The organism is Kribbella sp. ALI-6-A (assembly GCF_001984195.1).
GTDB lineage: Bacteria > Actinomycetota > Actinomycetes > Propionibacteriales > Kribbellaceae > Kribbella.
The window spans coordinates 740,332-763,384 of sequence record NZ_MTQN01000012.1; the positions used below are offsets into that span (position 1 = coordinate 740,332).

Sequence of the window (23,053 nt, forward strand, 5' to 3'; positions counted from 1 at the left end):
CACCCCGTCGGTTCAGGCCGCCCGGATCTCGGGACGGTAGATGTCCAGCCATGTTGCCAGTGAGAGCAACTGTTCCAGGTTCTGCCGCGGAACGGCACCAGGTTCGGCCGTCAGAGTCTGGTCGACCTTGGCCCGGTCGGCCAGTTCGAGCACCGGATGGTCGTCGGCCAGCAGCTGCCGGGCCTGCTCGGACAGCGCCACGACGTACGCCGGGTCCTGCGTCTGCGGGTACGGGCTCTTCGTCCGGGTGGCGACCGACTCGGGCAGCACGTTGCGCGTGGCGGCCCGGAGCAGGCTCTTCTCCTGCCCGTCGAAGGTCTTCAGCGACCACGGCGTGTTGTAGACGTACTCGACCAGCCGGTGGTCGCAGAACGGCACCCGGACCTCCAGCCCGACGGCCATCGACATCCGGTCCTTGCGGTCGAGCAGCATCCGGACCATCCGGGTCAGGTGCAGGTAGCAGATCTTGCGCATCGTCCACTCGTGGTCCGATTCGCCGTCCAGCCGTTCGATCTCGCCGACCGCGTCGGCGTACCGGTCCCGCACGTACGACGGCAGGTCGAGTCGCCGCAGCAGGTCGTCGCGCAGCACCCCGCCCGGGCGACCGCGGAAGCCGCGGAAGGCCAGCCACGGGAACGTCTCGGCCCGCTGCACCTCCGGGTCGTGGAACCACAGGTAGCCGCCGAACAGCTCGTCGGCCGATTCCCCCGACAGCGCAACCGTGGACTGCTCCCGGATCGCCTTGAACAGCAGGTAGAGCGAGCTGAACAGGTCCCCGGCCAGCGGCGCGTCGTTCGCGCGCACGACGGTACGGCGTACATCGGGATCGGTGAGCGTCGCGTTGTCCAGCACGATGTCGGAGTGCTGCGACTTCACCAGGTCGGCGACGTCGTGCACGTACGGCGTGTCCGGCGTGCTGCGCAGCTCGCTGGCGACGAAGTTCTCGGCCTGGCCGGCGAAGTCGACCGCGAAGCTGCGGACCTTCTCGCCGTCGACCGCCAGCTGTTCCGCGGCCAGACCGGTGATCGCGCTCGAGTCGAGCCCACCGGACAGCAGCACACAGCGCGGCACGTCGGCGACCAGCTGGCGACGGGTGATGTCGTCCAGCAGCTCGCGGACGTGCGCGACGGAGCTGTCCTGGTCGTCGGTGTGCGCCCGGGTCTCGAGCCGCCAGTACGTCGACTTGCGCACGCCGTTGCGGTCGACGGTGACGACCGTGCCCGGCGCGACCTCGAACATCCCCGCCCACAAGGAGTGTCCGGGCGTCTTGCTCAGCGTCAGCAGCTCGCGCAGCCCGTTGTCGTCGACGGCCGCCCGGGCCAGCGGGTTGGCTAGGATCGCCTTCGGCTCGGAGCCGAACAGCACACCGTCGTCGGTCGGGTAGTAGAAGAACGGCTTGATCCCCATCCGGTCGCGGACCATCACCAGCTTGTCCTCGCGCGGGTCCCAGATCGCGAACGCGTACATGCCGTTCAGCCGTTCGGTGAACGCCTCGCCCCACTCCAGGTAGGCGTGCAGCACGACCTCGGTGTCGGAGTCGGTCGCGAACCGGTGGCCGCGCGAGCGCAGCTCGTCCTTGAGCTCCAGGTAGTTGTAGGCCTCGCCGCTGTAGACCATGCCGACGGTCGTCGTGGCGCCGCCCGGGGCCGGGACGTCGACCGTCATCGGCTGCTCGCCGCCCTCCAGGTCGATCACCGCCAGCCGCCGGTGCCCGAGCGCGACGTGCGGGGCCCACCAGGTCCCGTGCGCGTCCGGGCCTCGGCAGGCCATCGTCTCGGTCATCGCTTCGACAGTCGCCTGCTCGGCCACCAGGTCACGCCGGTAGGCCACCCAGCCGGTGATTCCGCACATGCTGCGCCTCCTGTCGTCGGAATACATTTGTGTCCAATGTATTTCGTACCCAGGGTGACAACAACAGTGCTTCAGGTGAGCAACGTCATGCCCGCCGTACGCCGAGCAGGGCGCCGTGATGCCGTGGCGTGTCGATCTCGTCGAGCAGGGCGATCGCCAGATCGGCGTACGAGATCCGGCTCGCGGCGTCGCCCGGGGCGAACCGGTAGGAGCCGGTGCGCTCGGGGTTGTCGTGGTCGAAGTCGCCGCAGGGGGTGATCGAGACCCAGTCGGCCGGGGAGCCGGCCAGCAGGTCGACCGCGGCCTGGTGGGCGTCGTAGAAGGACCGGTACTCCTGCGGGTAGCCGGGGGTGTCCATCAGCAGCGTGCCGTTGTCGTCGGCAAGGATCGAGGCGAGCCCGACCCAGACCAGACGGGTGCCGCCGATGCCGTCGGCAAGGGCCTTGCCCACTCGCGGGAAGAAGTCGGTCGGGTCGGCACCGCCGTCGTACACGGCGGCGATCACCGCGTCGTGCTCGGCGGCGAGCCGGGCGACGGCCTCCGTGCTGGTGACATCACCGGCCACCACGTTCGCGCCCAGCTCGGCGTACTTGCTCGGCGTCCTGACTGCCGCCGTCACCTCGTGGCCGCGGCGCACAGCCTCGTCGACCGCCGCGCGGCCGGCGCGTCCACCGGCGCCGAAAACCAGGATCTTGCTCATCGGTCAGTCCTTTCTCGTCGTGTGCGGCGACGGTAGAAGAACCGGTGGTTACCCGCCGGATACTGGCTAGGCTGGCCCGATGGAGCCGTTGCGCGCGGACATGTTCGACGAGATCTGCCCTTCGACGCTGAACCCGTTCCGCTTCGGGCGGGACAAGTGGGCAGCCCTGGTGATCGCCTGCCTGGAGGACGGCCCGCGCCGGTTCTCCGAGCTGCGGGTGCCGCTGCACCGGGTGACCCCGAAGGTGCTCACCCAGTCCCTGCGTCACCTGGAGCAGGACGGCCTGATCAGCCGCACCGAGTACGCCGTACCGGTGCGCCGCGTCGTCTACGAGCTGACGCCGCTCGGCCGCAGCATGCTCGGACCGATCCGCGCCGCCTGCGCGTGGACCGCCGACCATTGGGACGAGCTGCTGGACGCCCGCGAGGCCGAGATCACCAGGTAGGCAGCTGGCCGCGCACCGCCGCCCGCGTACGGCGGACGCGGCGTTCACGGCTGTGCACCCGGCGCCGCGCCGCCCGGGAGATGCGGCGGTCGACCCCGGCGAATGGGTGGTCCGCCGGGAGCCGGCCCGCCACCGGCTGAGCGGCGTACTGGACCGGCTGAGGGGCGTGCTGGACCGGCTGGGCGGCGTACTGGGGCTGGGCGGCGTACTGGGGCTGGGGGCTGTACTGCTGGTGCATCGGGGGTATCTCCTGGCGGTAGGCGACACGGATCCGATGCATGCCGCCGCCGTGCGGTTCCCACGACGGGGAACCGGCGGCCGATGTGACCTCGTTCACTGAACCTCCCGTTCGGCGCAGATAGAGGTCTGCTCGGCGAACCACCAGTACCGCGCCTGGTCTGGCGTTGGTAGAAAGGGGTCGGCGCCCGGGCGCGCCGACCGGCTATCGACGAGGAGTCCGCGACCGTGACCAGTTCCGAGCCCCAGTCCCCAGCGCTGTCGAACTTGATGCACGAGGAACGGCGCTTCGACCCGCCGGCCGAGCTCGCCGCGCAGGCGAACGTGAAGGCCGACGCCTACGAGCGGGCCGCCGCCGACCTGGAGGGGTTCTGGGCCGAGCAGGCCAAGCGGCTGACCTGGGCGGTCGAGCCGACCCAGACGCTGGACTGGAGCAACCCGCCGTTCGCCAAGTGGTACGCCGACGGCAAGCTCAACGCGGCGTACAACTGCGTCGACCGGCACGTCGAGAACGGTCTCGGCGACCGGGTCGCGTACTACTTCGAGGGCGAGCCGGGCGACACCCGCGAGATCACCTACGCCCAGCTCAAGGACGAAGTCAGCAAGGCCGCCAACGCGCTGCTCGAGCTCGGTGTGCAGCCCGGTGACGTGGTCGCCATCTACATGCCGATGATTCCCGAGACCGTGGTCGCGATGCTGGCCTGCGCCCGGATCGGCGCCCCGCACACGGTGATCTTCGGCGGGTTCTCCGCGGACGCGCTGAAGGGCCGGATCCAGGACTGCGACGCCCGCGTCGTGATCACCTCCGACGGCGGGTACCGCCGGGGCGCTCCGGCCGCGCTGAAGCCGGCCGTCGACGCCGCGCTGACCGACTGCCCGGACGTGCGCAACGTGCTCGTGGTCAAGCGCACCGGCCAGGAGACCGCGATGACCGACGGCCGGGACCTGTGGTGGGAGGACTTCGTCGGCAAGCAGTCGACCGAGCACACCCCCGAGGCCTTCGACGCCGAGCACCCGCTGTACGTGATGTACACGTCCGGCAGCACGGGCAAGCCGAAGGGCATCCTGCACACCACCGGCGGCTACCTGGTCGGTACGGCGTACACGCAGTGGGCCGTCTTCGACCTCAAGCCCGACACCGACGTCTACTGGACCGCCGCCGACATCGGCTGGGTCACCGGCCACAGCTACATCGTGTACGGCGCGCTGGCGAACGCGACCACCTCGGTGCTCTACGAGGGCACGCCGGACACCCCGCACCAGGGCCGCTGGTGGGAGATCGTGCAGAAGTACAAGGTCTCGATCCTGTACTGCGCGCCGACCGCGATCCGGACCTTCATGAAGTGGGGCAAGGAGATCCCGGCCAAGTTCGACCTGTCGACGCTGCGGGTGATCGGGTCGGTCGGCGAACCGATCAACCCCGAGGCCTACATCTGGTACCGGGAGAACATCGGCGGCAACAAGGCGCCGGTGGTCGACACCTGGTGGCAGACCGAGACCGGGATGCACATGATCTCCCCGCTGCCCGGCGTCACGTCCGGTAAGCCGGGCGCGGCGATGCGGGCGATCCCGGGCGTGAACGTCGACGTGGTCGACGACGCCGGCAACCCGGTGCCGGACGGCTCCGGCGGCTACCTGGTGATCACCAAGCCGTGGCCGGCCATGCTGCGCACGCTGTGGGGCGACGACGAGCGCTTCAAGGAGACGTACTGGTCCCGCTTCCCCGGCATGTACTTCGCCGGCGACGGCGCGAAGAAGGACGAGGACGGCGACCTGTGGCTGCTCGGCCGGGTCGACGACGTGATGAACGTGTCCGGCCACAGGCTGTCCACCACCGAGATCGAGTCCGCGCTGGTCTCGCACCCGAAGGTGGCCGAAGCGGCCGTCGTCGGCGCGTCCGACCCGACCACCGGGCAGGCGATCGCGGCGTTCGTGATCCTGCGCTCGGAGGCCGGTGACGGCGGCCCGGACGTCGTCCAGGAGCTGCGCAACCACGTCGCCAAGGAAATCGGCCCGATCGCCAAGCCGCGCCAGATCATGGTCGTCGCGGAGCTGCCGAAGACCCGCTCGGGCAAGATCATGCGCCGCCTGCTGCGCGACGTCGCCGAGAACCGCGAGGTCGGCGACGTCACCACGCTGGCCGACTCGACCGTGATGGACCTGATCAAGTCCAACCTCGAGTCCGGCAAGGCCGACGAGGACTGACGCAGGGTTGGCGAGGGGCCCGGGCAGCTGACTGCTGTCCGGGCCCTCGTGGCCTTCACGGCCGGTGAGCCGGGCGAACCCCTAGCCTGAGGCGGTGCGCAATCTGGAGACGCGGCGGATCGCCAAGACCAACGACGAGCGGGCGGCGGTGGCCGCGCGGCGTGGGTGGGAGATCCGGGTCGACGCACCCGAACTGCTGGACCGGTGGCGGTATGCGCTGCCGTTCTGCCTGCGCGGCCGGCAGGAGCTCGCGTTCGGCGCGGTGAGCGGGCGGCACCAGGGGCTGCGGTTCACCGCGTTCGACTACTACCGGCAGGATCCGGTGAAAGCGGTGCGGGACGCCTGGTCGGACACGGTGCTGCGCGAAACCGGCGCGGAGGCGATCAACACCGTCTGGGCGATCGACTTGCCGGCGCGTGTGCCGTGGTTCCAGATCGTCGACAACACCGATCCGGCGTACGACGTCACGGGGCTGCCGAAGCCGATCACCGCGGACCCGACGTTCGACCGCTGGTACCGGCTGGTGAACACCGACCCGCAAGTCGCCGCGCAGGTCCTCCATCCGGAGCTGGCCGCCTTCATGCGCAGGACCAAGCTGCACACCTGGGCACTGATCGAGGAGCATCTGATCTTCACCACCTACCCGATCTTCGGCCGGACGAAGCCCGACGAGCTGCTCCTGACCCTCGACCATCTGGTGGCGATGACTTCGTTGCTGCCGCTCCCGATCCTCGAGCAGTACCGATGACCGCCCTGGTCGCCGTCCTGCACGCCGGCCTGGCGGCCGCGTGGGTGGGCGGAATGGCCTACTCGCTGTTCGTCGTCCAGCCGAAGTTGGCGAAGTTCTACGCCGCCGACCTCGAAACCCGCGAGGCCCTGACGGCAACGATTGCCTCAGGCAACCGCTGGAAGGTGCTCGGCCTGATCGGCGTGATCGCCGTCAGCGGCCTGGTGCTGCTGGTCGCCGACACCGACCACTGGGGGCTCCACCTGGTGAAGGCAGTCCTTCTGCTCGCCGCGACCGGGATCTTCTGGTACGTCTCGTGGCGTCACTGGCCGCGCCGGATCTTCGCCACGAAGGCCGAGATCCCGGCTCACCACGCGCGGCTACGACTGCTCGCCACGATCATGCTCGGCCTCGCGGGTACGGCGTTCGCGCTCGGGGTACTGGCGGGCCGGCTGTAGGTCGATCGTTTGATACTTGATCACAGACCAATTGATCGTCAGTGGTCAGGTAGTTCGGTAGGCCACGGTGATGTCGTAGCGGTCCGAGCGGTACGTCGAGCGGCCGCATTCGATGACCTCGCCGGAGGCGGTGCGGGGGGCCGAGGTGATGACCAGGCAAGGGGTGGTCTCGTCGATGCCGAGCAGGGCGGCGTCCTCCGGGGAGTCCGGTGGGGCGGCGACGATCGAGGCCGAGACGATGCCGAGCGAGACGCCGTAGCGGGCGCCGAGTTCGCCGTACAGGGAGAGTTCGTCGAAGGCGAGTTCGTCGAGGCCCGGGTAGCGGCGCAGTGACAGGTTGGTGCGTTCGATGGCCATCGGCTCGCCGTCGGCGGTGCGGAGGCGGACCAGGTGGAGGACGGGGGTGCCGACCGGCTCCTCGAGTTCGGCGGCGAGGGCTTCGTCGGCGGTGCCGACGCGGTGTTCGAGCACCTTGGCGCCGGGGGTGATGCCGCGGTCGCGCATGTCCTGGCTGAACGACGACGCGAGCAGCCGATTCGGGCGCGGTTCCGCGACGAACGTGCCACCGCCGGGACGCCGGGCGGCCAGGCCGTCGGTGACGACGCGGTCGACCTCCTGGCGGACCGTCATCCGGGCGACGCCGAAGCGCTCGGCCAGGACCCGCTCCGACGGCAGCACCGTCCCGGCGGGCAGGCTGCGGGTGAGGCGCTCCAGGATCTCGCGGATCTGGTCACCCTTCGGCCGGTCGGTCCGCAGCTCGGTGGGGAGCTCGGCGAGGTCGCCGGGGTTGTTCCTTGGGCGGGCCATGACGTCGTATCCCTGGGAATCTGGCCGGCAAACCGGTTGCCGGGGCGCGGAGGTCGTCTCGTTCCGGTCGGTCGACCGCTCACCGACAGTACTGGCCGGAGCCCCAGGACGGCCAGCGATCATCTTCCCGCACCGCCGGTACGGCGTCGAGCCGTACCGGTGTGATTCCCACCGGAAACCCCTTGCCCCGGCGCGTCCCGGCGCCGACGCCCGCGTCACCCAGGGTCAGGCCAGGACGAAATACCGCAGCCACAGGTACGGCGCGGCGACGACGATCGTGATCGCGGTCATCACGACGCCCTTGCGGGTGAACTCCCAGAAGCTGATCGGGTGGCCGGCGCGCAGGGCCAGGCCGATCACGACGACGTTGGCGCTCGCGCCGACGGCGGTCGCGTTGCCGCCGAAGTCGGCGCCGATGGCCAGGGCCCACCACAGCGCCTCGGCCTGGGTCGGGTCCGGAATGCCCTTGGTCAGTTCGAGCACCACCGGGCTCATCGTCGCGACGTACGGGATGTTGTCGACGATGCCGGACAGGACGGCCGAGACCCCCAGGATCAGCATCACCGCGAACAGCGCCTTGCCTTCGGTGAGCTGCTGGACCTGCTGGGCCAGCTCGCCGATCACGCCGGTCTTCACCAGCGCGCCGACCATGATGAACAGGCCGGCGAAGAACAGCAGCGTCTGCCACTCCACGCTGCTCATGTAGTCCTTGGTCGCGACGCCGGAGATCAGCACCAGCACGCCGGCCCCGAGCAGCGCGACCACCGAGGGCTCGACGTGGAAGATCGAGCGACCGACGAAGCCGGCGAACACGCCGAGCAGCACCAGGCCGCACTTGATCAGCAGCATCCGGTCCTCGATCGCCTCCTTCTCGTTCAGCCGCATCACGTTGTCGACCTTGTCCGGATCGACCTCGAACGAGCCGCGGAACAGCCAGGGCACGACCAGGCAGAACACCACCAGCACGATCAGCACCAGCGGCGCCATGTGGATCAGGAAGTCGTTGAAGGTCAGCCCGGAACGGCTGGCGATGATGATGTTCGGCGGGTCGCCGATCAGCGTCGCGGCGCCGCCGATGTTGGACGCCATCACCTCGGCGATCAGGAACGGCACCGGGTTGATGCCGAGCCGGTCGCAGACCAGCAGGGTGACCGGGGCGATCAGCAGCACCGTGGTCACGTTGTCGAGCCACGCCGACGCGAACGCGGTGATCATGGTCAGCAGCAGCATCACCCGCAACGGTGAGCCCTTGGCCCGTTTGGCCGCCCAGATCGCGATGTACTCGAACACACCGGTCCGGCGCAGGATGCCGACGATCACCATCATGCCCAGCAGCAGGAAGATGACGTCCCAGTCGACACCGGTCTCGTGGGAGTAGAAGGCGTGCTCGGAATCCGTCACGCCGAGCGCGAGCAGCACGGCGGCGCCACCCAGCGCGGCCAGCAGCTTGTGGGTCCACTCGGTCGCGATCAGCACGTAGGCGACCACGAACACGATCACCGCGATGACGGTCATCGGGCCACCTTCCCGGTCAGGGCCGGTGGGCCGGGGATCAGTGCGGCGTGACGACCAGTTCGAGCAGTCGGGACGCCGTGATCGCGCCGATGATCTGCCGGTCCTTGGTCACCGCGACCAACGGGCAGCGCAGACGCGCCATGATCGCGGCGACCTCCAGCACGGTGTCGTCGTGGTTCACGACCGGCAGCTCCGCCGGCTCGGACGGCATCAGCTTGCGCACCGTGACCCCGGCCAGCTTGTCGGCGACCTGGTCGGCCAGCGACTCGTCGATCACCCGCGCCAGCGACGGGTCGTCCTGCACGTAACTCGGCACCAGGAAACGGACCACCTGCGAGGCCGGCAGTACGGCGTACGGGCTGCCGTTGGGGTCGACGACGATCAGTCCCGGCAGCCGCCGCGAGGCGAGCAGTTCGACCGCCTCGCGCGCGTCGCTGTCCAGACCGACGACCGGGAACTGCTCGCCCATCTGCTCTGCGTGCACTCCCGCAGCGTGCGCGCTGCGGGTCCATCGGCGTGAGCTCTCTCACAGCCTGCTGCCCGGACTCGAGCCGTGCCACAGCGCCTCCAGGAGTCGTCGATCGGCCCGTACCCCGCCTGGGGACGGGCACTGCCGACCAGACTTCCCGGCGCACCAGCGGTAAGCCTCCCTCATCGACGAGCCGCACGCAATCACCGTCGATCGCCTAGACTGGGTGCCGAACGCAACACGGTGTGCCGGGAAGCCTGGTCGGCGATGTGTCCGACCGACCCCGGATCGAAAGGCTTCTCATGCCCCCAGTCGTCCGTGTGCGCCGCCGCCGTGCTTTTCCCCGCGTTCTCACCACCGAGCGAGCCTTTCTGGCCGACACCCTGCGGGCCGAAACCACCGGTGGCCTGCTGCTGCTCGGGGCGGCCGTCGTCGCGCTGATCTGGGCGAACTCTCCGTGGCAGGACGCGTACCACCACCTGCGAGAGGCACAGCTCGGTCCGTTGACCGTCGAGGCCTGGGCCGCCGACGGCGCCCTCGCACTGTTCTTCTACCTGGCCGGCGTCGAGCTCAAGCGCGAGCTGGTGGTCGGCACGTTGTCGAAGCTCGGTGAGGCCGTCGTCCCGGTGGTCGCGGCGCTGGCCGGAATGGTGCTCCCGGCAATCATCTACCTGCTGGTGAACCTGACCGCGGACAACGGCCGGACCTCGGGCTGGGCGGTGCCGACGGCGACCGACATCGCGTTCGCGCTCGCGGTGCTGGCGATCGTCGGCTCCTCGTTGCCGGGCGCGCTGCGAGCGTTCCTGCTCACGCTGGCGGTGGTCGACGACTTCGGCGCCATCCTGGTCATCGCGGTGTTTTTCTCACACGGCTTCCACCTGATCGAGCTGCTGGTCGCGCTGGCGCTGATCGGGGTCTACTTCCTGCTGCAGCGCTTCCGCTTCACGTCTCCGCTGTTGTACGTGCCGGTCGCACTCGGCGCGTGGTGGTTCATGCACGAGTCGGGAATCCACGCCACCATCGCGGGGGTCGCCCTCGGGCTGGCCACCCGCGTGGTCGCCGACCGGGGCGAGAAGCACGCCCCGGCCGAGCGGATCGAGCACCGGCTGCGACCGTGGTCGGCCGGGCTGGCGGTGCCGCTGTTCGCGTTGTTCGCCGCCGGGGTGACGTTGAGCGGTGGCGCGGTGCGGGAGATGCTCACCGATCCGGTCGCGATCGGCATCGTGGCCGGCCTGGTGGTCGGCAAGTTCCTCGGCGTCTTCGGCGGGGCCTGGCTGACCGCACGGTTCACCCGGGCCGAGCTGAACTCCGACCTCGCCTGGCGCGACGTCGCCGCGGTGTCGGTGCTGGCGGGCATCGGCTTCACCGTCGCGTTGCTGATCGCGCAGCTGGCGTTCGGCGACGACGTCGCCCAGACCGAGCGCGCCAAGGCCGCCGTACTGATCGCGTCGCTGCTGGCGGCACTGCTGGCGGCCGGACTGCTGTTCCGGCGCAACCGCGTGTACGCCGACTGAGCTGAGCAGGTGCGGGGTACCAGCTGTTCGCAGTACGCGGCGGTAGGGTCGGGGCACGGACGGAAGGAGCGCCATGTCGATGGGGCAGGACCGTGACACCAACACGGACGAGCCGACGGTCGGGCAGCTCGTCGCGAACGCCAGCCGGGATCTGTCCAGCCTGGTGCGCAGCGAGATCGAGCTGGGCAAGGCCGAGCTGAAGAAGACGGCGGTGGCCGCCGGGACCGGGGCCGGGATGTTCGGCGGGGCCGCGTTCCTCGGGCTGCTGGCAATCATCCTGTTGTCGATCGCCGCGGCGTACGGCGTGAGCGCGCTCGGGCTGCACCCGGCGTTGTCGTTCCTGATCGTGGCCGTGCTCTACCTGCTGATCGCCGGCGTGCTCGTGCTGGTCGGCAAGAGCCAGCTCGGCAAGGCCAAGGGCGCGCCGCGGACCATCGAGACCTCGAAGGAGTCGGTCGAGGCGCTCAAGGCGATCGGGAAGGGCGACTGAGCCCCGCCGGCGTCTCCGACCTGCTCGTCGACGGGCCGTGGTCGCACGCCTTGGTGGCGGCCAACGGCGCCCGGTTCCACGTCGCCGAGTGCGGTGCGGCGGACGATCCCCTGGTGCTGTTCCTGCACGGGTTCCCGGAGTTCTGGTGGGCCTGGCGGCATCAGCTGCCGGTGGTCGCCGAGGCCGGGTACCGGGCGGTGGCGATGGACCTGCGCGGGTACGGCGCGAGCGACAAGACGCCACGCGGCTACGACCCGTTCACGGTGTCGGCCGACGTGTCCGGCGTGATCCGCTCGCTCGGCGCGTCGGAGGCGGTGGTGGTCGGGCACGGCTGGGGCGGATTCGCCGCCTGGTCGGCCGCCGTCCTGGCGTCGCGGCAGATCCGGGCGGTGGCGGCCGTGTCGGCCCCGCACCCGTTGATGCTGCTGCGCTCGGGCCGGCCGCGGGCGGCCGCGCAGGTCGGGTGGTTCCAGCTGCCGATCCTGCCCGAACGGCGACTGCTGGCGCACGACGGCATTCACATCGAGCATCTGCTGCGGGCCTGGTCGGCGCCGGGCGGTGCCTTCCCGGATGCGGAGGCCTCGCGGCGCTACCGGGCCGCACTGCAGGTCTGGCCTGCGCCGCACTGCGCGCTGGAGTACCACCGCTGGTTCGTCCGCTCCCGGCTGCGCAGCGACGGCCGGCGGTACTCCGCGCGGATGCGTGAGCCGATCGGCGTACCGGTGCTGCAGCTGCATGGCGGCCTGGACGGCGCCGTGGCATCGACGAGCTGGATCACTCCACCGGCGCTGATCACGGCGCCCGTGCGGCACGAGTCGCTCACCACGGTCGGGCACTTCCCGCACGAGGAGGCGCCGGAGCAGTTCAACGCTGTGCTGCTCGACTGGCTGGGCGGGCTCTAGGGACCCCCTCGACCTGCTCGACCGGCTTCAGGAGACCGCCTCGGGGCCGACGGTCCCGGTGACCTTCCAGGTGCCGGCCTTCTCGTCGAGGCGGAAGGTGAGCCACCGCGCGGCCAGGCAGCCGCGCCAGACGCTCGCGTCGACCTCGACATGACCGGCCCGCCGGACGATCGAGCCCACCGTGACGAACGGGCCGCCCGCGTCCGGCGCGCACGGGTCCGCCAGTGGCGGCCGCTTGGCGATCCACTCCAGCTTGGTCGTCGTGGCCAGCAGACCTGTGATCGCGGTCTTCTGGGCATCGGTGAAGGGCGTACCGCGCGCTGTGCTGCCGTTCTGGTGGGGAGCGTCCAGGACGTAGTACGTCGTACTGCCGGGCTCGCGCGCGATGATCGCCTCGATCGCCGCCGCCCAGATCCGGATGTCCTCGGTCAGCGCGAGCGCCTCGCTCGGCCCGGGACCTGCGTGCGCGGTCGTGGTGGCGGCCGGAGCCGGTTCGGCGGTGGGTGGCGTGAGGTTCTGCCGGACGACCACCCCGCCGCCCAGCACGAGCACGACAGCGGCGGCGGCCGCGAGCACCGGAGCGAAGCGGCGGCGGTTCCGGGACTTGATTGCTGCAGGCAAGCTGTCGGCCTGGTTCTCCTGGCTCGCAAAGGTTTCCCGCAGCAGCTCACCGAGCTCGTCGTCCGACTTGTTCATCCTTCAGCTCCTAGCTCGGCGCGCAGGGCCGCCAGCCCTCGGGCCGCGTTGGACCGAACCGTGCTCGCCGTACAACCGAGCACCGTCGCGATCTCGTCGTCGGGCAGATCTTCGTAGTACCGCAGCACCAGTACGGCGCGTTGCCGGCGCGGCAGTGTCGCGAGCAGCCGCCAGGCCGTGTCCCGCTCGGCCTGCCGGCTGCTCACGTCCTCGGTCGTCGGGGTCTCGTCGAGTTCGGCCAGCGGCAGCTCGCGGTTCTTCAGCCGGCGTCGCCAGCTGAGGAACTCGTTCACCAGCATCGTCCGCAGGTACGCGTCCGGGTGCTCGAGGCCGCCGATCCGGCCCCAGCGCCGGTGCGCCCGGGCCAGGACCGACTGCACGAGGTCCTCGGCGGTGTGCGCGTTGCCGGACAGCATCAGGCCGATGCGGAGCAGGCGCCGCTCGCTCGACCGCACCACCTGGTCGAACGAACTGGTCGCCGCACTGGTCATCGTCACACCCTCCCAACGCCGCGGACCGCCCGATCCGCTGCATCGCCGGGAGAAAAGCTCAGGTGCAGGTGCGGGTCGAGACTTCCTTCGTGGCCCGGGCGCCCTCGGCGGCGGCGTCGGCGACCTGGGTGGCGGTCAGCACGTAGCCGGTGCGGTTGTCCTCGACCGAAGCCGCGAAAACCACGCCGTACACGGTGCCGCGGGTGGAGATCAGCGGGCCGCCGGAGTTGCCGGGGCGGACCGAGGCCCAGATCGAGAAGGCCTTCCGGGTGACCGTGCGGTCGCCGTAGATGTCCGGGCCGCGCAGGCGTTCCTCGGAGCGGATCCGGGCCGGTTCGGAGTTGAACGGACCGTTCTCCGGGTAGCCGAGCACGACCGCCGCGGCGTCGGCCTTGCCGCTGTCGTCGAGGGCCAGCGGCTGCGCGGTCAGCTTCGGCACGTACAGCACGGCGACGTCGATCTCGGGGTCGAACAGCACCACGGTCGCGTCGTAGGACTGCCGGTTCACCTCGACCTTCGGGTTCGCGACGCCGGCGACGACGTGCGCGTTGGTCATCACGCGCTGCGGGGCGAAGACGAAGCCCGACCCCTCCAGCCCCCGCGAGCAGTTCGCCACGCCGGTCACCTTGGCGATCCGGTTGTACGCCGCGCGCACGGCCGGCGTCCGCGCGATCCCGCCGTCCGGCGGCTGGGTCTCCCGGATCCGTTCCGGCACGAACGGGTCGAGGAAGCGCGGGAACAGATCGGTGTTCACCACGTCGTTGAAGGCCTGCAGGGCCTGGTCGGCGCCGCTCGGCAGCACCTCGTCGACCTTGGCGAGCACCTGCGAACCGCGCACCGCCGAGGTGACGTCCGGGATCCGCGCGCCGCTCACCGCGACGCCGAGGACCCAGGAGACGACCAGCACCGAGGCGGCCGCCAGCGCGGCACCGCCGAGCGCGTCGACGGCCTTGACCGGTTTCCAGGAGATCTTGTTCCTGAGCTTGGAGCCGAGCAGCGCGCCGATGGTCCGGCCGATCGACGCGAGCAGGATCACCAGCACCAGCGCGGCGAACGAGACCTCGACGCTGGGCGAGAAGTTGTCCAGGACCTTCGGTACGCCGTACACGCCGACGGCGGCACCGGCGAGCAGGCCGAGCGTCGCGCAGGCGCCGAGCACGAAGCCCTCGACGTACCCGGAGACCGCCACCAGCAGCGTGACTCCGATCAGGATCCAATCCAGATAGCTCACTCCACACCCTCCGGACGCCCCAGGTCGTGCTCGATGGCAGTCAGCCGCCGCTCCTCCTGCGACCGCTGCCCCTCACTCCGCCAGGCCGCCTCGACCAGTCGGTCGGGCAACGGTACGACGTGCGCCGGGTCCCAGTCGCGCGCCCAGCCGCCGAGCAGCAGCAGTTTGTCGAGCAGACCGGCGGTGAAACCCCAGACGAACAGGTCGCCGACGACGAACGCCGGTCCGGTGAACCCGGACGGGTGGATGCAGCTGACCCGGTTGGCCGGATCGGCCAGCGCGGACAGCGCGACGCGATGCACCGAGGCGACCTCGGCCGGGTCCACCACCGCCACCGGCGACGGCTCCCGCCACCAGGCCAGCACCGGGGACACGCCGAAGTTGCTGACCGGCACCCAGAGCGCGGGCCAGATCGCGAACACCTCGACGCCGGTGGGATCCAGCCCGGTTTCCTCCTGGGCCTCGCGCAGCGCGGTCCGGATCAGGCCGTCGGTCCCGGTGCCGTCCTCCTCGTCGCTGCGACCGCCGGGAAAGGCCATCTGACCGGCGTGCGAGCGCAGGGTCCAGGAGCGCTCGGTGAGCAGGACGTCGGGCCCGTCGTCTTCGTTGCCATCAGCAAGCAAAATGAGCACGGCGGACTCACGCACCGCCGGGTCGTCGGGCGGCAGGAACCGGGAAAGCTCCTTGGGATCAACGGTTTTCGAGGCCGTCAGCAACGGATGCAGCCAGGCCGGCAGCTCGACGTCGAAGGTCGTCGCGGTCACAGGGTCACCCCCAGCTTGTCCTTCACCAACTGATCCAGCTGCTGCTGGGACTTCAGCACGCCGCGGTGAACGTAGACGACGGCGCCGTCCTGATCGACGAACGCGGTCAACGGCGGGCCGCCGATCTTGAGCGGCTGCCGGACCGACTTGTCGGCGTCTTTGAGGTGCGGGTAGTCGAGCCCGTGCTGAGCAGCGAACTTCACCGCGAGCTCCGGCCGGGGGTCGGCGTAGTCGATCCCGAGCAGCTTCACCTTGCCCGCTGCCTTCTTCTGCAGCTCGGCGAGGTACGGCGCTTCGTCGCGGCACGGGCCGCACCACTGGGCCCAGACGTTGACGACGAGCGGTCCGCGCAGGTCGGCGAGGCGGGTGTCGGGGCCTTCGCCGAGACAGGGCAGGGTCACGTCGGGCAGCCCGTTGGTGGCGGGCGACTTGGACGGCGTACTCGGGCAGGCGACCACAGTCGCAGCCGCACCCGGGGCGCTCGGCGTCGAGGAGCCCTCGCCCTTCTGGTCGCCACACCCCGCGAGAAGCAGCAGACTGGTTAGTCCCAGCACGAATGCGCGGCGGGGGCGTCGCGGGGCAGGGACGAGGCGGCGAAGCCGCGAGGTGGAGTCGACCGGGGGCAGTTCGGGCGCGACGCGGCGGAGCCGCGAGCTGGCGTGGGCTGAAACGACACCTCCTCCGGGGGCGAGGCGGCGGAGCCGCGAGCCCGGGTGGAGGGGCGGATCCTGGCTCACACCGGGACCTTGACGAGCTTGGCGGCCAGCTCCGGGTCCGTCGGGCCGGTGCCGAAGGACGGGCACCACTGGGCGATCGGGCAGGCGCCGCAGGCGGGCTTCTTGGCGTGGCAGCGGCGGCGGCCGTGGAAGATCAGGCGGTGGGACAGCATCGTCCAGTCCTTCTTCGGGAACAGCGCGCCGATCAGGTGCTCGACCTTGACCGGGTCTTCCTCAGTCGTCCACCCAAAGCGGCGTACCAGGCGCCCGAAGTGGGTGTCGACGGTGATGCCGGGGACACCGAAGGCGTTGCCCAGGACGACGTTCGCCGTCTTCCGGCCGGTCCCGGGCAGCTTGACCAGTTCCTCGAGCTTGCCGGGCACCTCCCCGTCGTACTCGTCGACGAGCGCCTGACCGAGCTTGAGCAGGCTGTTGGTCTTGGCCCGGAAGAAGCCGGTCGGCTTGAGGATCGCCTCCATCTCCTCCCGGTCGGCCTCGGCGTACGCCTGCGCGGTCGGGTACTTCGCGAACAGCGTCGGCGTCACCCGGTTCACCGTCACGTCGGTGGTCTGCGCCGACAGGATGGTGGCCACCAGCAACTCCAGCGGATTGGTGAAGTCGAGCTCGCAGTGCGCGTCCGGGTAGGTCTCGGTGAGCACCTTGTGCATCTTCCGGGCCCGCCGGACCAGCTGCGTCGGCGTCTCCTCGGCGTACACCGGAGCCTTCCGCGGGAGCTTCACGGGCGGGTTCAGGACCGGGGGCGGGACCGGGTGCGGGTTCGGGTCCACGGCACGCTGGGTGGGCATGCAGGCCAGCCTACGTGCGGCGCCCCACCCGGGGACCGCGGCCGGGCTCGTGGTCGCGGCGGGACGGTGGCGGTGGCCTTCCCGGCGCGTCCCGGCGTACCTACGTGGCGGTTGGGTGACCCGAGGAAGTACCGTTTTGGGGCGACGGGGTGTGATCCACCCGGTCGCCGGGCGGGCTCGCGGCCCGTCCGAAGCTCGTGGTCAAGGTCCGAGGAGGCCCAAACGTGGACGCCGCAGTGCTCCGACAGGCACCGCTGTTCAGTCAGCTGGACGACGAGGCAGCCGACGCGCTGGCCGCGTCGATGACCGAGAACCGGCTGCGTCGCGGCCAGGTGCTGTTCCACGAAGGCGACTCCGGCGACCGGCTGTTCGTCGTGGTCGAGGGCAAGGTGAAGCTCGGCCGGACCTCGGCGGACGGCCGGGAGAACCTGATCGCCGTGCTCGGCCCGGGTCAGATGTTCGGCGAGCTCTCGCTGTTCGACCCCGGCCCGCGCTCGGCCACCGTCACCGCCGTCACCGACGCGTCGATGATGTCGCTGACCCACGACGAGCTGCTGCGCTGGCTGGCCGGCCGGCCCGAGGTCGCCCGCGGCCTGCTCCTGCAGCTCGCGTCCCGGCTCCGCAAGGTCTCCGACGTGGTCGCCGACCTGGTCTTCTCCGACGTCCCCGGCCGGGTCGCCAAGGCCCTGCTCGACCTGGCCAGCCGCTTCGGCCGTACGGCGGACGACGGCGTACACGTGCACCACGACCTGACCCAGGAGGAGCTCGCCCAACTGGTCGGCGCCTCCCGCGAAACCGTCAACAAGGCCCTCGCCGACTTCGCCTCCCGCGGCTGGGTCCGCCTCGAACCCCGCTCGGTCGTCCTGCTCGACATCGAACGCCTCCAGCGCCGAGCGCGCTGACCCCCGCACCACCAGTACCGTACCAATGGGCCCACCTCACATCCTCGGCCGCCCGCCCTCGGTGGACAACCCTTGAGCCGTACGCCGAGACTCGGTGCCCTCAGACCTGTCCTGTCCCGGCTCCCCGCCTCCTCCCACCGCTGGGCAATTTGGTGGGTCGACCCAAGGGCTTGCCCGTTGGCCCACCGAATTCCGAGGGGCCAACGGGCAATTTGATGGGTTAACCCACCAAATGCCGTACGACGGGATGGACGTCGTACGGGGAAAGGCCGTCCGGCGGCGGGTAACCAGGCGGCGCGGTGATCAAGCGGCGCGGCGGCCGGCTCGGGTGAAGGCCTGGCGGATGTGTGCCGCGACGCGATCCGGTGACTTGAGCTCCGACCAGGTGACCCGGACGACCTCCAGGCCGAGCCCGCGGAGCCGATCCTCGCGGCGCTTCTCGCTGACCAGGACCTCGGCCGACCCTGCGGCGTACTTCGTCAGCCCGTCGAATTCGACCACCGTGCTCATCTCGGGAAAATAGAAGTCGACCCGCCCGATGAATCCCGCCCCATCCTCGAACGACGCCTGCAGCACGGGCCGCGGGAGGCCCTGCTCGTGCATCTGGACTCGCAATCGCGACTCCCCGACCGACTCGGCCGACGGATCACTAAAGGCCAAAGCCCGGCGAGCCGTCGTACTGCCTGGCCAGAACTCGGTGACGTCCAGCAACCGGTCGAGGTCCGGGCCGCAGTTCTCGTGGCTTCGGCGGACCGCGTCCATGGCGACGACAGCCGCCTCGAAAGAAGCCGTGCACGCCGCTTCGACGACAGCTCGTGGCGGGGTGGTGGTGAGAATGCCATCGACCAACGTCAGATCAGCAGGATCGAGTATGCCGCGATGATGCCGTACGCCGGCTGCCGGGCCGCTGCGCTGGTCGCTCAGCCGGGTCAAATGCGCCTCGGTCAGACCCAGACCCCAGATCGGAACGTCGTGCAGCACCAAAGCCGATTGGTGGCTCACGGCAACGCTGCCGGATCGCATCGAGTTCACGGCCGCGTACACCAGACGTCGGTGCCGGATCAGTTCCCGGTCCCACGGAGGTGTCGCGCTCAGGTCGACGGCAACGGCGTACTGACCGTGGCGGATTCGTTGCCACCGTCCGTCGGCCAGCCGGTAGGCGATCTGGCGCGGCGTGTAGCCGCAGGACAACGCCTGGCGACGGCTGAAGACACCTCCTTGGCGTCTCGCCAGGCTGGTCAGTTGCGCATCCACCACCCCCAGGATCGGCGAAATGCGCCGACCCTGCTGGGCCTGTCGCCTTCCCTGTGGATGACGGCCGGTCCGCTGACAGGTGGGCCACCAGATGAACCGTTGGTCGACCGAATTCCGGTGGGCCAACGGGCCATTTAATGGGTTAACCCATCAAATAGTCGAGTTGGGCGCGGACGCTGCGTTCGGCGGCGGGCCAGAGCGTGCGGTCCACGTCGGCGTAGACGTGTTCGACCACGGCCTGGGGGGTGGTGTGGCCGGCGGCGACGGCTTCGCGGACCTGGGCGAGGCGGTCGCGACGGTGGTCGATGTAGTAGGTGAGGACGGCGGTCGGGTCGTCGATGACCGGGCCGTGGCCGGGCAGCAGGCGGTCGACGCCGGCCGGTGAGTTGGCGAAGGCGCGCAGGCTGTCGAGGGACTCCAGATAGGGGCCCAGGGCACCGTCCGGGTGGGCGACGACCGACGTACCGCGGCCGAGCACGGTGTCGCCGGTGAGCAGCGAACCGTCTTGCGGGAGCCAGAAGCAGACTGAGTCGAGCGTGTGGCCAGGCGTTGGCAGGACCTCGATCCGCAGGTCGCCCGCGCCGATGACATCGCCCTCGGACAGGCCGTGTGCGTGGTCCGTCGGGATCCGGTACGCCGGGTCGACCGCGCGGACCGTGCAGCCGGCCTGGTTCGCGAACCAGGCGGCGCCCTCGGAGTGGTCGAAGTGGTGATGGGTGAGCAGCACCGTCTCGACCGTCGCCCCGGACGCCGTCACCGCGTCGAGGACGGCGCGCAGGTGTTGCTCGAGCATCGGGCCCGGATCGACGACCACGGCCCGGTCGGAGTCCGGGGCGCGCAGGATCCAGGTGTTGGTGCCGTCCAGCGTCATCGGGCCCGGGTTGGCGGCGAGCACGCGGGCGGCGTACGGGGTGACCTGCTCGACGGTCATCGGTGCTCCTGACGCTTCATAGGGTCTCCAGGTAGGCCTGGTCGTTGTCCACCCGCACGGTCGGCAGCACCGGGGTGATCCGGCGGTCCGCCGAGGAAGCCAGTACGGCGGCGACGTCGGCGTACGGGGTGAGGTCGCGGCAGCACAGGTACGTCGGGGGCAGCATCAGCATCTCGCCGGCGTCGACGGCCGCGACGGCGTCGGCCGGGCGCATCCAGGCGACCTGGTCGGACTCGCTCGTCACGTCGCGGGTGACCTGACCGGCCGGGAGCGCGGCGACGAAGAACCGGGTGTCGTAGCGGCGCGGCTCGAACTCCGGGGTGATCCAGTGCGCCCAGGGGGCGAGCAGGTCGGCCCGCAGGACCAGCCCGCGCCGGTGCAGGAACTCGGCGAAGCCCAGCGAGCGGCCTTCGAGCGCGACCCGGTCGGCCTCCCAGTCCGCGCCGGTGGTGTCCGAGACGACGGTCTCGGTCGACGGCCCGGCCAGCAGGACGCCGGACTCCTCGAACGTCTCCCGAACGGCGGCCGCGACGTACGCGGCGGCCGTCTCGCCCGAGCACCCGAGCCGCTCGCCGAACCACTCCGGCGAGGGGCCTTCCCAGGAGTCGGCGATGCTGGAGTCCGTCGGGTCCACGCGGCCGCCTGGGAACACGGTCATTCCTGCCGCGAAGGCCATCGACCGCTGCCGCCGGAGCAGGTAGACCTCAGGCCCGGCCGGGCTGTCCCGCAGCAGGATCACGGTCGAGGCGGGCCGGGGCTCTGCGGGGGTCCGTCCTTCCCGCACGTGAGCCAGCGCCGCCTCCGCCATCCGCCCGGACAACAACTCGGACCGCAGATCGCGAACCACAGAACCTCCAGGGACCGGGGGTGGGGGCGAGCCGCCAGGACGAGCCGGACCAGGGCGGGCGGTGCGCCGAGCCGACCGGTGCATTTGGTGGGTGAACCTGCCAGATGCACCGTTGGATCGCGAAAATACTGTAGGCCAACGGTCGATTTCGCGGGTGAACCCACGAAATGCGCGGCGGCGAACTGCACGACGGCGACCCCGCTGGGGCGCCGGGCGAACGGGGCGGGCCGCCGGCCAGCTCGGTGAGCTGGCGCGCCGGAAGGCGGATTGCGCGGGCCTTCGGGCTGGAACGGTCGAGCCGGGCCGGCGAACCCGGTAGGCAAGTGGATCGCGCAGGCCCTTGGCCCGGACCGGCCGAGCCATACTGAGGGTGGGGAGGCGCCGCGCGCCCACGACCGCGTCGGCCGGGGCGGTGGGCAGAAAGCCTGACCCACCACCGACCGGCGTACGGGTCAGGCGACCTCGACGATGAGTTCTACCTCGACGGGCGCGTCCAGCGGCAGGACCGGGACGCCGACGGCGCTGCGGGCGTGCTGGCCGGCTTCGGCGAAGACCTGGCCGAACAGCTCCGACGCGCCGTTGGCGACCTGCGGCTGGCCGGTGAAGTCGGGCGTGGAGGCGATGAACGCGACCGCCTTGACGACCCGCTTGACGTTGGCCAGGTCACCGATCTCCGCCTTGACCGCGGCCAGGGCGTTCAGCGCGCACTGCTGGGCGCACTCGGCGGCCACCTCGGGGGTGACCTCGGCGCCGACCTTGCCGGTGGCGATCAGGGCGCCCTCGCGCAGCGGCAGCTGGCCGGACGTGTAGACGAGGTTGCCGGTGCGGAGCGCCGGGACGTACGCGGCGACCGGCTTGGCGACCTCGGGCAGCTTCAGGCCGAGCGCGGCCAGGTTCTCCTCGGGGTGGCTCATGACTCGGTGATCTCCCGCTTGAAGTAGGCGACCAGGTTCTCCGGGTTCAGGCCCGGGACGACCTGGACCAGCTCCCAGCCGTCCTGCCCGAAGTTGTCGAGGATCTCCTTGGTCGAGTGGACCAGGAGCGGCGCGGTGAAGTACTCGAACTTCTTCATGAGGTGGACTCTAACGGGCTCGCGAGCGGTGTGGTGTGGGGCACGTCCTACGCTGGGGAGCATGGCGAGGCTGCATGTGGTGACCGGCAAGGGCGGCACCGGGAAGACCACGGTGGCCGCTGCCATGGCGCTTTCCCTGGCCGACCAGGGCAAGCGGGTGCTGCTGGTGGAGGTCGAGGGACGCCAGGGCCTGGCCCAGCTCTTCGACGTCCCGCCGCTCCCGTACGTCGAACGCAAGATCGCCGTCGGGCCGGGCGGCGGTGAGGTGTTCGCGCTCGCGGTGGACGCCGAGGCAGCGCTGCTGGAGTACCTCGACATGTTCTACCACCTCGGCCGGGCCGGGAAGGCGCTCGACAAGGTCGGCGCGGTCGACTTCGTCACCACGATCGCGCCGGGGCTGCGCGACGTGCTGCTGACCGGCAAGGTGTACGAGGCGACCCGGCGCAAGGCGCACGGCCGGCTCGCGTACGACGCGGTGGTGCTGGACGCGCCGCCGACCGGCCGGATCGGCCCGTTCCTGAACGTCAACCACGAGGTCGCCGGGCTGGCCAAGGTCGGCCCGATCCGCAACCAGGCGGACGCGATCATGGGCATGTTGCGCTCCGACGTCACCCGGATCCACCTGGTCACGCTGCTGGAGGAGATGCCGGTCCAGGAGACGCTGGACGCGGTCGAGCAACTGGAGACGCTGGACCTGCGGATCGGTTCGATCGTGGTCAACATGGTCCGGCACAGCCCGCTCGACGACGAGTCGCTCGCGCTGGCGGTGAAGGAGAAACTGCCCACGGCCGAGCTGACCAAGGGGTTGCGGGCCGCCGGGATCTCGGCGAGCAAGCAGATGGTGAGCACGCTGGCCGCCGAGGCGCGCGACCACGCCGTACGGATCGGCCTGGAACGCGAGAACCGCGACCGGATCGATGCCCTGGGCAAGGAAGTGACCGAGCTCGGGCTGGTGCCGGACGGGATCGACCACGGAGCGTTGTTCGACCTCGCCGAAGACCTGCGCTCGTGAAGGAGAGCCGC

Annotated in this window: 26 protein-coding genes; 9 read left to right on the plus strand and 17 right to left on the minus strand. The window is 70.5% G+C overall.

Annotated features, from left to right (window positions below):
• Positions 1-12: 12 nt before the first annotated feature.
• Both asnB and BWI15_RS30025 read right to left on the minus strand, forming a co-directional pair.
• Positions 13-1,851: an asparagine synthase (glutamine-hydrolyzing) gene (gene asnB, locus BWI15_RS30020; protein ID WP_077017899.1), complete on the minus strand. Its 1,839-nt coding sequence runs from the start codon at positions 1,849-1,851 to the stop codon at positions 13-15.
• 85 nt (positions 1,852-1,936) lie between these two features.
• On the minus strand, positions 1,937-2,551 hold the full coding sequence (locus BWI15_RS30025; RefSeq protein ID WP_077017900.1) for an NAD(P)-dependent oxidoreductase: 615 nt from the start codon (positions 2,549-2,551) through the stop codon (positions 1,937-1,939).
• A gap of 79 nt (positions 2,552-2,630) precedes the next feature.
• On the opposite strand from BWI15_RS30025, the gene BWI15_RS30030 reads away from it, so the two are divergent.
• Entirely contained in the window at positions 2,631-2,996 is a 366-nt protein-coding gene (locus BWI15_RS30030; RefSeq protein ID WP_077017901.1) for a winged helix-turn-helix transcriptional regulator, read from the plus strand.
• Here BWI15_RS30030 and BWI15_RS30035 read toward each other — a convergent pair.
• The gene (locus BWI15_RS30035) at positions 2,986-3,333 is read right to left on the minus strand and encodes a hypothetical protein (RefSeq protein ID WP_143465972.1); all 348 of its coding nucleotides are present in this window, start codon (positions 3,331-3,333) and stop codon (positions 2,986-2,988) included. The genes BWI15_RS30030 and BWI15_RS30035 overlap by 11 nt on opposite strands.
• Positions 3,334-3,503: 170 nt before the next feature.
• On the opposite strand from BWI15_RS30035, the gene acs reads away from it, so the two are divergent.
• The 3 genes from acs (at position 3,504) to BWI15_RS30050 (ending at position 6,623) form a co-directional block, all read left to right on the plus strand.
• Positions 3,504-5,438, plus strand: coding sequence for an acetate--CoA ligase (gene acs, locus BWI15_RS30040; protein ID WP_077019401.1), 1,935 nt, complete (start codon positions 3,504-3,506; stop codon positions 5,436-5,438).
• Positions 5,439-5,532: 94 nt separating this feature from the next.
• Entirely contained in the window at positions 5,533-6,186 is a 654-nt protein-coding gene (locus BWI15_RS30045; RefSeq protein WP_077017903.1) for a hypothetical protein, read from the plus strand.
• Positions 6,183-6,623: a hypothetical protein gene (locus BWI15_RS30050; RefSeq protein ID WP_077017904.1), complete on the plus strand. Its 441-nt coding sequence runs from the start codon at positions 6,183-6,185 to the stop codon at positions 6,621-6,623. The genes BWI15_RS30045 and BWI15_RS30050 overlap by 4 nt, the downstream gene beginning before the upstream one ends.
• A gap of 45 nt (positions 6,624-6,668) precedes the next feature.
• On the opposite strand, the gene BWI15_RS30055 is transcribed toward BWI15_RS30050, so the two are convergent.
• The 3 genes from BWI15_RS30055 to BWI15_RS30065 all read right to left on the minus strand — a co-directional run bounded on the left by BWI15_RS30055 (position 6,669) and on the right by BWI15_RS30065 (position 9,429).
• Positions 6,669-7,430, minus strand: a complete 762-nt coding sequence (locus tag BWI15_RS30055) for a GntR family transcriptional regulator (RefSeq protein ID WP_077017905.1) — start codon at positions 7,428-7,430, stop codon at positions 6,669-6,671.
• A 225-nt stretch (positions 7,431-7,655) separates the two neighbouring features.
• On the minus strand, positions 7,656-8,945 hold the full coding sequence (locus BWI15_RS30060; RefSeq protein WP_077017906.1) for an ArsB/NhaD family transporter: 1,290 nt from the start codon (positions 8,943-8,945) through the stop codon (positions 7,656-7,658).
• 37 nt (positions 8,946-8,982) lie between these two features.
• Complete coding sequence (locus BWI15_RS30065) at positions 8,983-9,429, minus strand: CBS domain-containing protein (protein ID WP_077017907.1); 447 nt, start codon at positions 9,427-9,429, stop codon at positions 8,983-8,985.
• A 287-nt stretch (positions 9,430-9,716) separates the two neighbouring features.
• On the opposite strand from BWI15_RS30065, the gene nhaA reads away from it, so the two are divergent.
• The 3 genes from nhaA to BWI15_RS30080 all read left to right on the plus strand — a co-directional run bounded on the left by nhaA (position 9,717) and on the right by BWI15_RS30080 (position 12,320).
• Positions 9,717-10,928 carry a Na+/H+ antiporter NhaA gene (gene nhaA, locus BWI15_RS30070; protein WP_077017908.1) on the plus strand — a complete coding sequence of 404 codons (1,212 nt, stop codon included), beginning with the start codon at positions 9,717-9,719 and terminating at the stop codon, positions 10,926-10,928.
• A 79-nt stretch (positions 10,929-11,007) separates the two neighbouring features.
• Complete coding sequence (locus BWI15_RS30075) at positions 11,008-11,418, plus strand: phage holin family protein (RefSeq protein ID WP_237771524.1); 411 nt, start codon at positions 11,008-11,010, stop codon at positions 11,416-11,418.
• Positions 11,419-11,471: 53 nt separating this feature from the next.
• On the plus strand, positions 11,472-12,320 hold the full coding sequence (locus tag BWI15_RS30080; protein ID WP_237771525.1) for an alpha/beta fold hydrolase: 849 nt from the start codon (positions 11,472-11,474) through the stop codon (positions 12,318-12,320).
• 27 nt (positions 12,321-12,347) lie between these two features.
• Here BWI15_RS30080 and BWI15_RS30085 read toward each other — a convergent pair whose 3' ends face one another.
• The 6 genes from BWI15_RS30085 to nth form a co-directional block, all read right to left on the minus strand.
• The gene (locus BWI15_RS30085) at positions 12,348-13,016 is read right to left on the minus strand and encodes a hypothetical protein (protein ID WP_077017911.1); all 669 of its coding nucleotides are present in this window, start codon (positions 13,014-13,016) and stop codon (positions 12,348-12,350) included.
• The gene (locus tag BWI15_RS30090) at positions 13,013-13,507 is read right to left on the minus strand and encodes a SigE family RNA polymerase sigma factor (protein ID WP_077017912.1); all 495 of its coding nucleotides are present in this window, start codon (positions 13,505-13,507) and stop codon (positions 13,013-13,015) included. The genes BWI15_RS30085 and BWI15_RS30090 overlap by 4 nt, the downstream gene beginning before the upstream one ends.
• A gap of 58 nt (positions 13,508-13,565) precedes the next feature.
• Positions 13,566-14,738 carry a MarP family serine protease gene (locus tag BWI15_RS30095; RefSeq protein ID WP_077017913.1) on the minus strand — a complete coding sequence of 391 codons (1,173 nt, stop codon included), beginning with the start codon at positions 14,736-14,738 and terminating at the stop codon, positions 13,566-13,568.
• On the minus strand, positions 14,735-15,502 hold the full coding sequence (locus tag BWI15_RS30100; protein ID WP_077017914.1) for an NUDIX hydrolase: 768 nt from the start codon (positions 15,500-15,502) through the stop codon (positions 14,735-14,737). The genes BWI15_RS30095 and BWI15_RS30100 overlap by 4 nt, the downstream gene beginning before the upstream one ends.
• Entirely contained in the window at positions 15,499-16,056 is a 558-nt protein-coding gene (locus BWI15_RS30105) for a TlpA family protein disulfide reductase (RefSeq protein WP_077017915.1), read from the minus strand. Before BWI15_RS30105 ends, BWI15_RS30100 begins: the two co-directional genes overlap by 4 nt.
• 179 nt (positions 16,057-16,235) lie before the next feature.
• Positions 16,236-17,024, minus strand: a complete 789-nt coding sequence (gene nth, locus BWI15_RS30110) for an endonuclease III (RefSeq protein ID WP_077017916.1) — start codon at positions 17,022-17,024, stop codon at positions 16,236-16,238.
• A gap of 224 nt (positions 17,025-17,248) precedes the next feature.
• On the opposite strand from nth, the gene BWI15_RS30115 reads away from it, so the two are divergent.
• Positions 17,249-17,926, plus strand: coding sequence for a Crp/Fnr family transcriptional regulator (locus tag BWI15_RS30115; protein ID WP_077017917.1), 678 nt, complete (start codon positions 17,249-17,251; stop codon positions 17,924-17,926).
• Between the two features lie 303 nt (positions 17,927-18,229).
• Here the strand turns inward: BWI15_RS30115 and BWI15_RS30120 are convergent, their stop codons facing one another.
• The 5 genes from BWI15_RS30120 to BWI15_RS39590 form a co-directional block, all read right to left on the minus strand.
• Positions 18,230-19,180 (minus strand): type IV toxin-antitoxin system AbiEi family antitoxin domain-containing protein, encoded by a 951-nt coding sequence (locus tag BWI15_RS30120; RefSeq protein WP_168197399.1) that lies wholly within the window; start codon positions 19,178-19,180, stop codon positions 18,230-18,232.
• Between the two features lie 142 nt (positions 19,181-19,322).
• Positions 19,323-20,111, minus strand: a complete 789-nt coding sequence (locus tag BWI15_RS30125; protein ID WP_077017919.1) for an MBL fold metallo-hydrolase — start codon at positions 20,109-20,111, stop codon at positions 19,323-19,325.
• Positions 20,112-20,127: 16 nt separating this feature from the next.
• The gene (locus tag BWI15_RS30130; RefSeq protein ID WP_077017920.1) at positions 20,128-20,958 is read right to left on the minus strand and encodes an NUDIX hydrolase; all 831 of its coding nucleotides are present in this window, start codon (positions 20,956-20,958) and stop codon (positions 20,128-20,130) included.
• Positions 20,959-21,410: 452 nt separating this feature from the next.
• Positions 21,411-21,872: a RidA family protein gene (locus BWI15_RS30135; RefSeq protein ID WP_077017921.1), complete on the minus strand. Its 462-nt coding sequence runs from the start codon at positions 21,870-21,872 to the stop codon at positions 21,411-21,413.
• Positions 21,869-22,030, minus strand: a complete 162-nt coding sequence (locus BWI15_RS39590; protein ID WP_012918129.1) for a DUF4177 domain-containing protein — start codon at positions 22,028-22,030, stop codon at positions 21,869-21,871. The genes BWI15_RS30135 and BWI15_RS39590 overlap by 4 nt, the downstream gene beginning before the upstream one ends.
• Before the next feature lie 61 nt (positions 22,031-22,091).
• Between BWI15_RS39590 and BWI15_RS30140 the strand changes: the two genes are divergently transcribed.
• The gene (locus BWI15_RS30140) at positions 22,092-23,042 is read left to right on the plus strand and encodes an ArsA-related P-loop ATPase (protein ID WP_077017922.1); all 951 of its coding nucleotides are present in this window, start codon (positions 22,092-22,094) and stop codon (positions 23,040-23,042) included.
• Positions 23,043-23,053 lie beyond the last annotated feature (11 nt).

What these genes read in the sequence shown, in the direction of transcription:
- asnB (WP_077017899.1), bottom strand. Translation starts at nt 1,851, where the DNA reads ATGTGCGGAATCACCGGCTGGGTGGCCTACCGGCGTGACCTGGTGGCC.
- BWI15_RS30025 (WP_077017900.1), bottom strand. Translation starts at nt 2,551, where the DNA reads ATGAGCAAGATCCTGGTTTTCGGCGCCGGTGGACGCGCCGGCCGCGCG.
- BWI15_RS30030 (WP_077017901.1), top strand. Translation starts at nt 2,631, where the DNA reads ATGGAGCCGTTGCGCGCGGACATGTTCGACGAGATCTGCCCTTCGACG.
- acs (WP_077019401.1), top strand. Translation starts at nt 3,504, where the DNA reads ATGCACGAGGAACGGCGCTTCGACCCGCCGGCCGAGCTCGCCGCGCAG.
- BWI15_RS30050 (WP_077017904.1), top strand. Translation starts at nt 6,183, where the DNA reads ATGACCGCCCTGGTCGCCGTCCTGCACGCCGGCCTGGCGGCCGCGTGG.
- BWI15_RS30055 (WP_077017905.1), bottom strand. Translation starts at nt 7,430, where the DNA reads ATGGCCCGCCCAAGGAACAACCCCGGCGACCTCGCCGAGCTCCCCACC.
- BWI15_RS30060 (WP_077017906.1), bottom strand. Translation starts at nt 8,945, where the DNA reads ATGACCGTCATCGCGGTGATCGTGTTCGTGGTCGCCTACGTGCTGATC.
- nhaA (WP_077017908.1), top strand. Translation starts at nt 9,717, where the DNA reads ATGCCCCCAGTCGTCCGTGTGCGCCGCCGCCGTGCTTTTCCCCGCGTT.
- BWI15_RS30075 (WP_237771524.1), top strand. Translation starts at nt 11,008, where the DNA reads ATGGGGCAGGACCGTGACACCAACACGGACGAGCCGACGGTCGGGCAG.
- BWI15_RS30085 (WP_077017911.1), bottom strand. Translation starts at nt 13,016, where the DNA reads ATGAACAAGTCGGACGACGAGCTCGGTGAGCTGCTGCGGGAAACCTTT.
- BWI15_RS30090 (WP_077017912.1), bottom strand. Translation starts at nt 13,507, where the DNA reads ATGACCAGTGCGGCGACCAGTTCGTTCGACCAGGTGGTGCGGTCGAGC.
- nth (WP_077017916.1), bottom strand. Translation starts at nt 17,024, where the DNA reads ATGCCCACCCAGCGTGCCGTGGACCCGAACCCGCACCCGGTCCCGCCC.
- BWI15_RS30125 (WP_077017919.1), bottom strand. Translation starts at nt 20,111, where the DNA reads ATGACCGTCGAGCAGGTCACCCCGTACGCCGCCCGCGTGCTCGCCGCC.
- BWI15_RS30135 (WP_077017921.1), bottom strand. Translation starts at nt 21,872, where the DNA reads ATGAGCCACCCCGAGGAGAACCTGGCCGCGCTCGGCCTGAAGCTGCCC.
- BWI15_RS39590 (WP_012918129.1), bottom strand. Translation starts at nt 22,030, where the DNA reads ATGAAGAAGTTCGAGTACTTCACCGCGCCGCTCCTGGTCCACTCGACC.
- BWI15_RS30140 (WP_077017922.1), top strand. Translation starts at nt 22,092, where the DNA reads ATGGCGAGGCTGCATGTGGTGACCGGCAAGGGCGGCACCGGGAAGACC.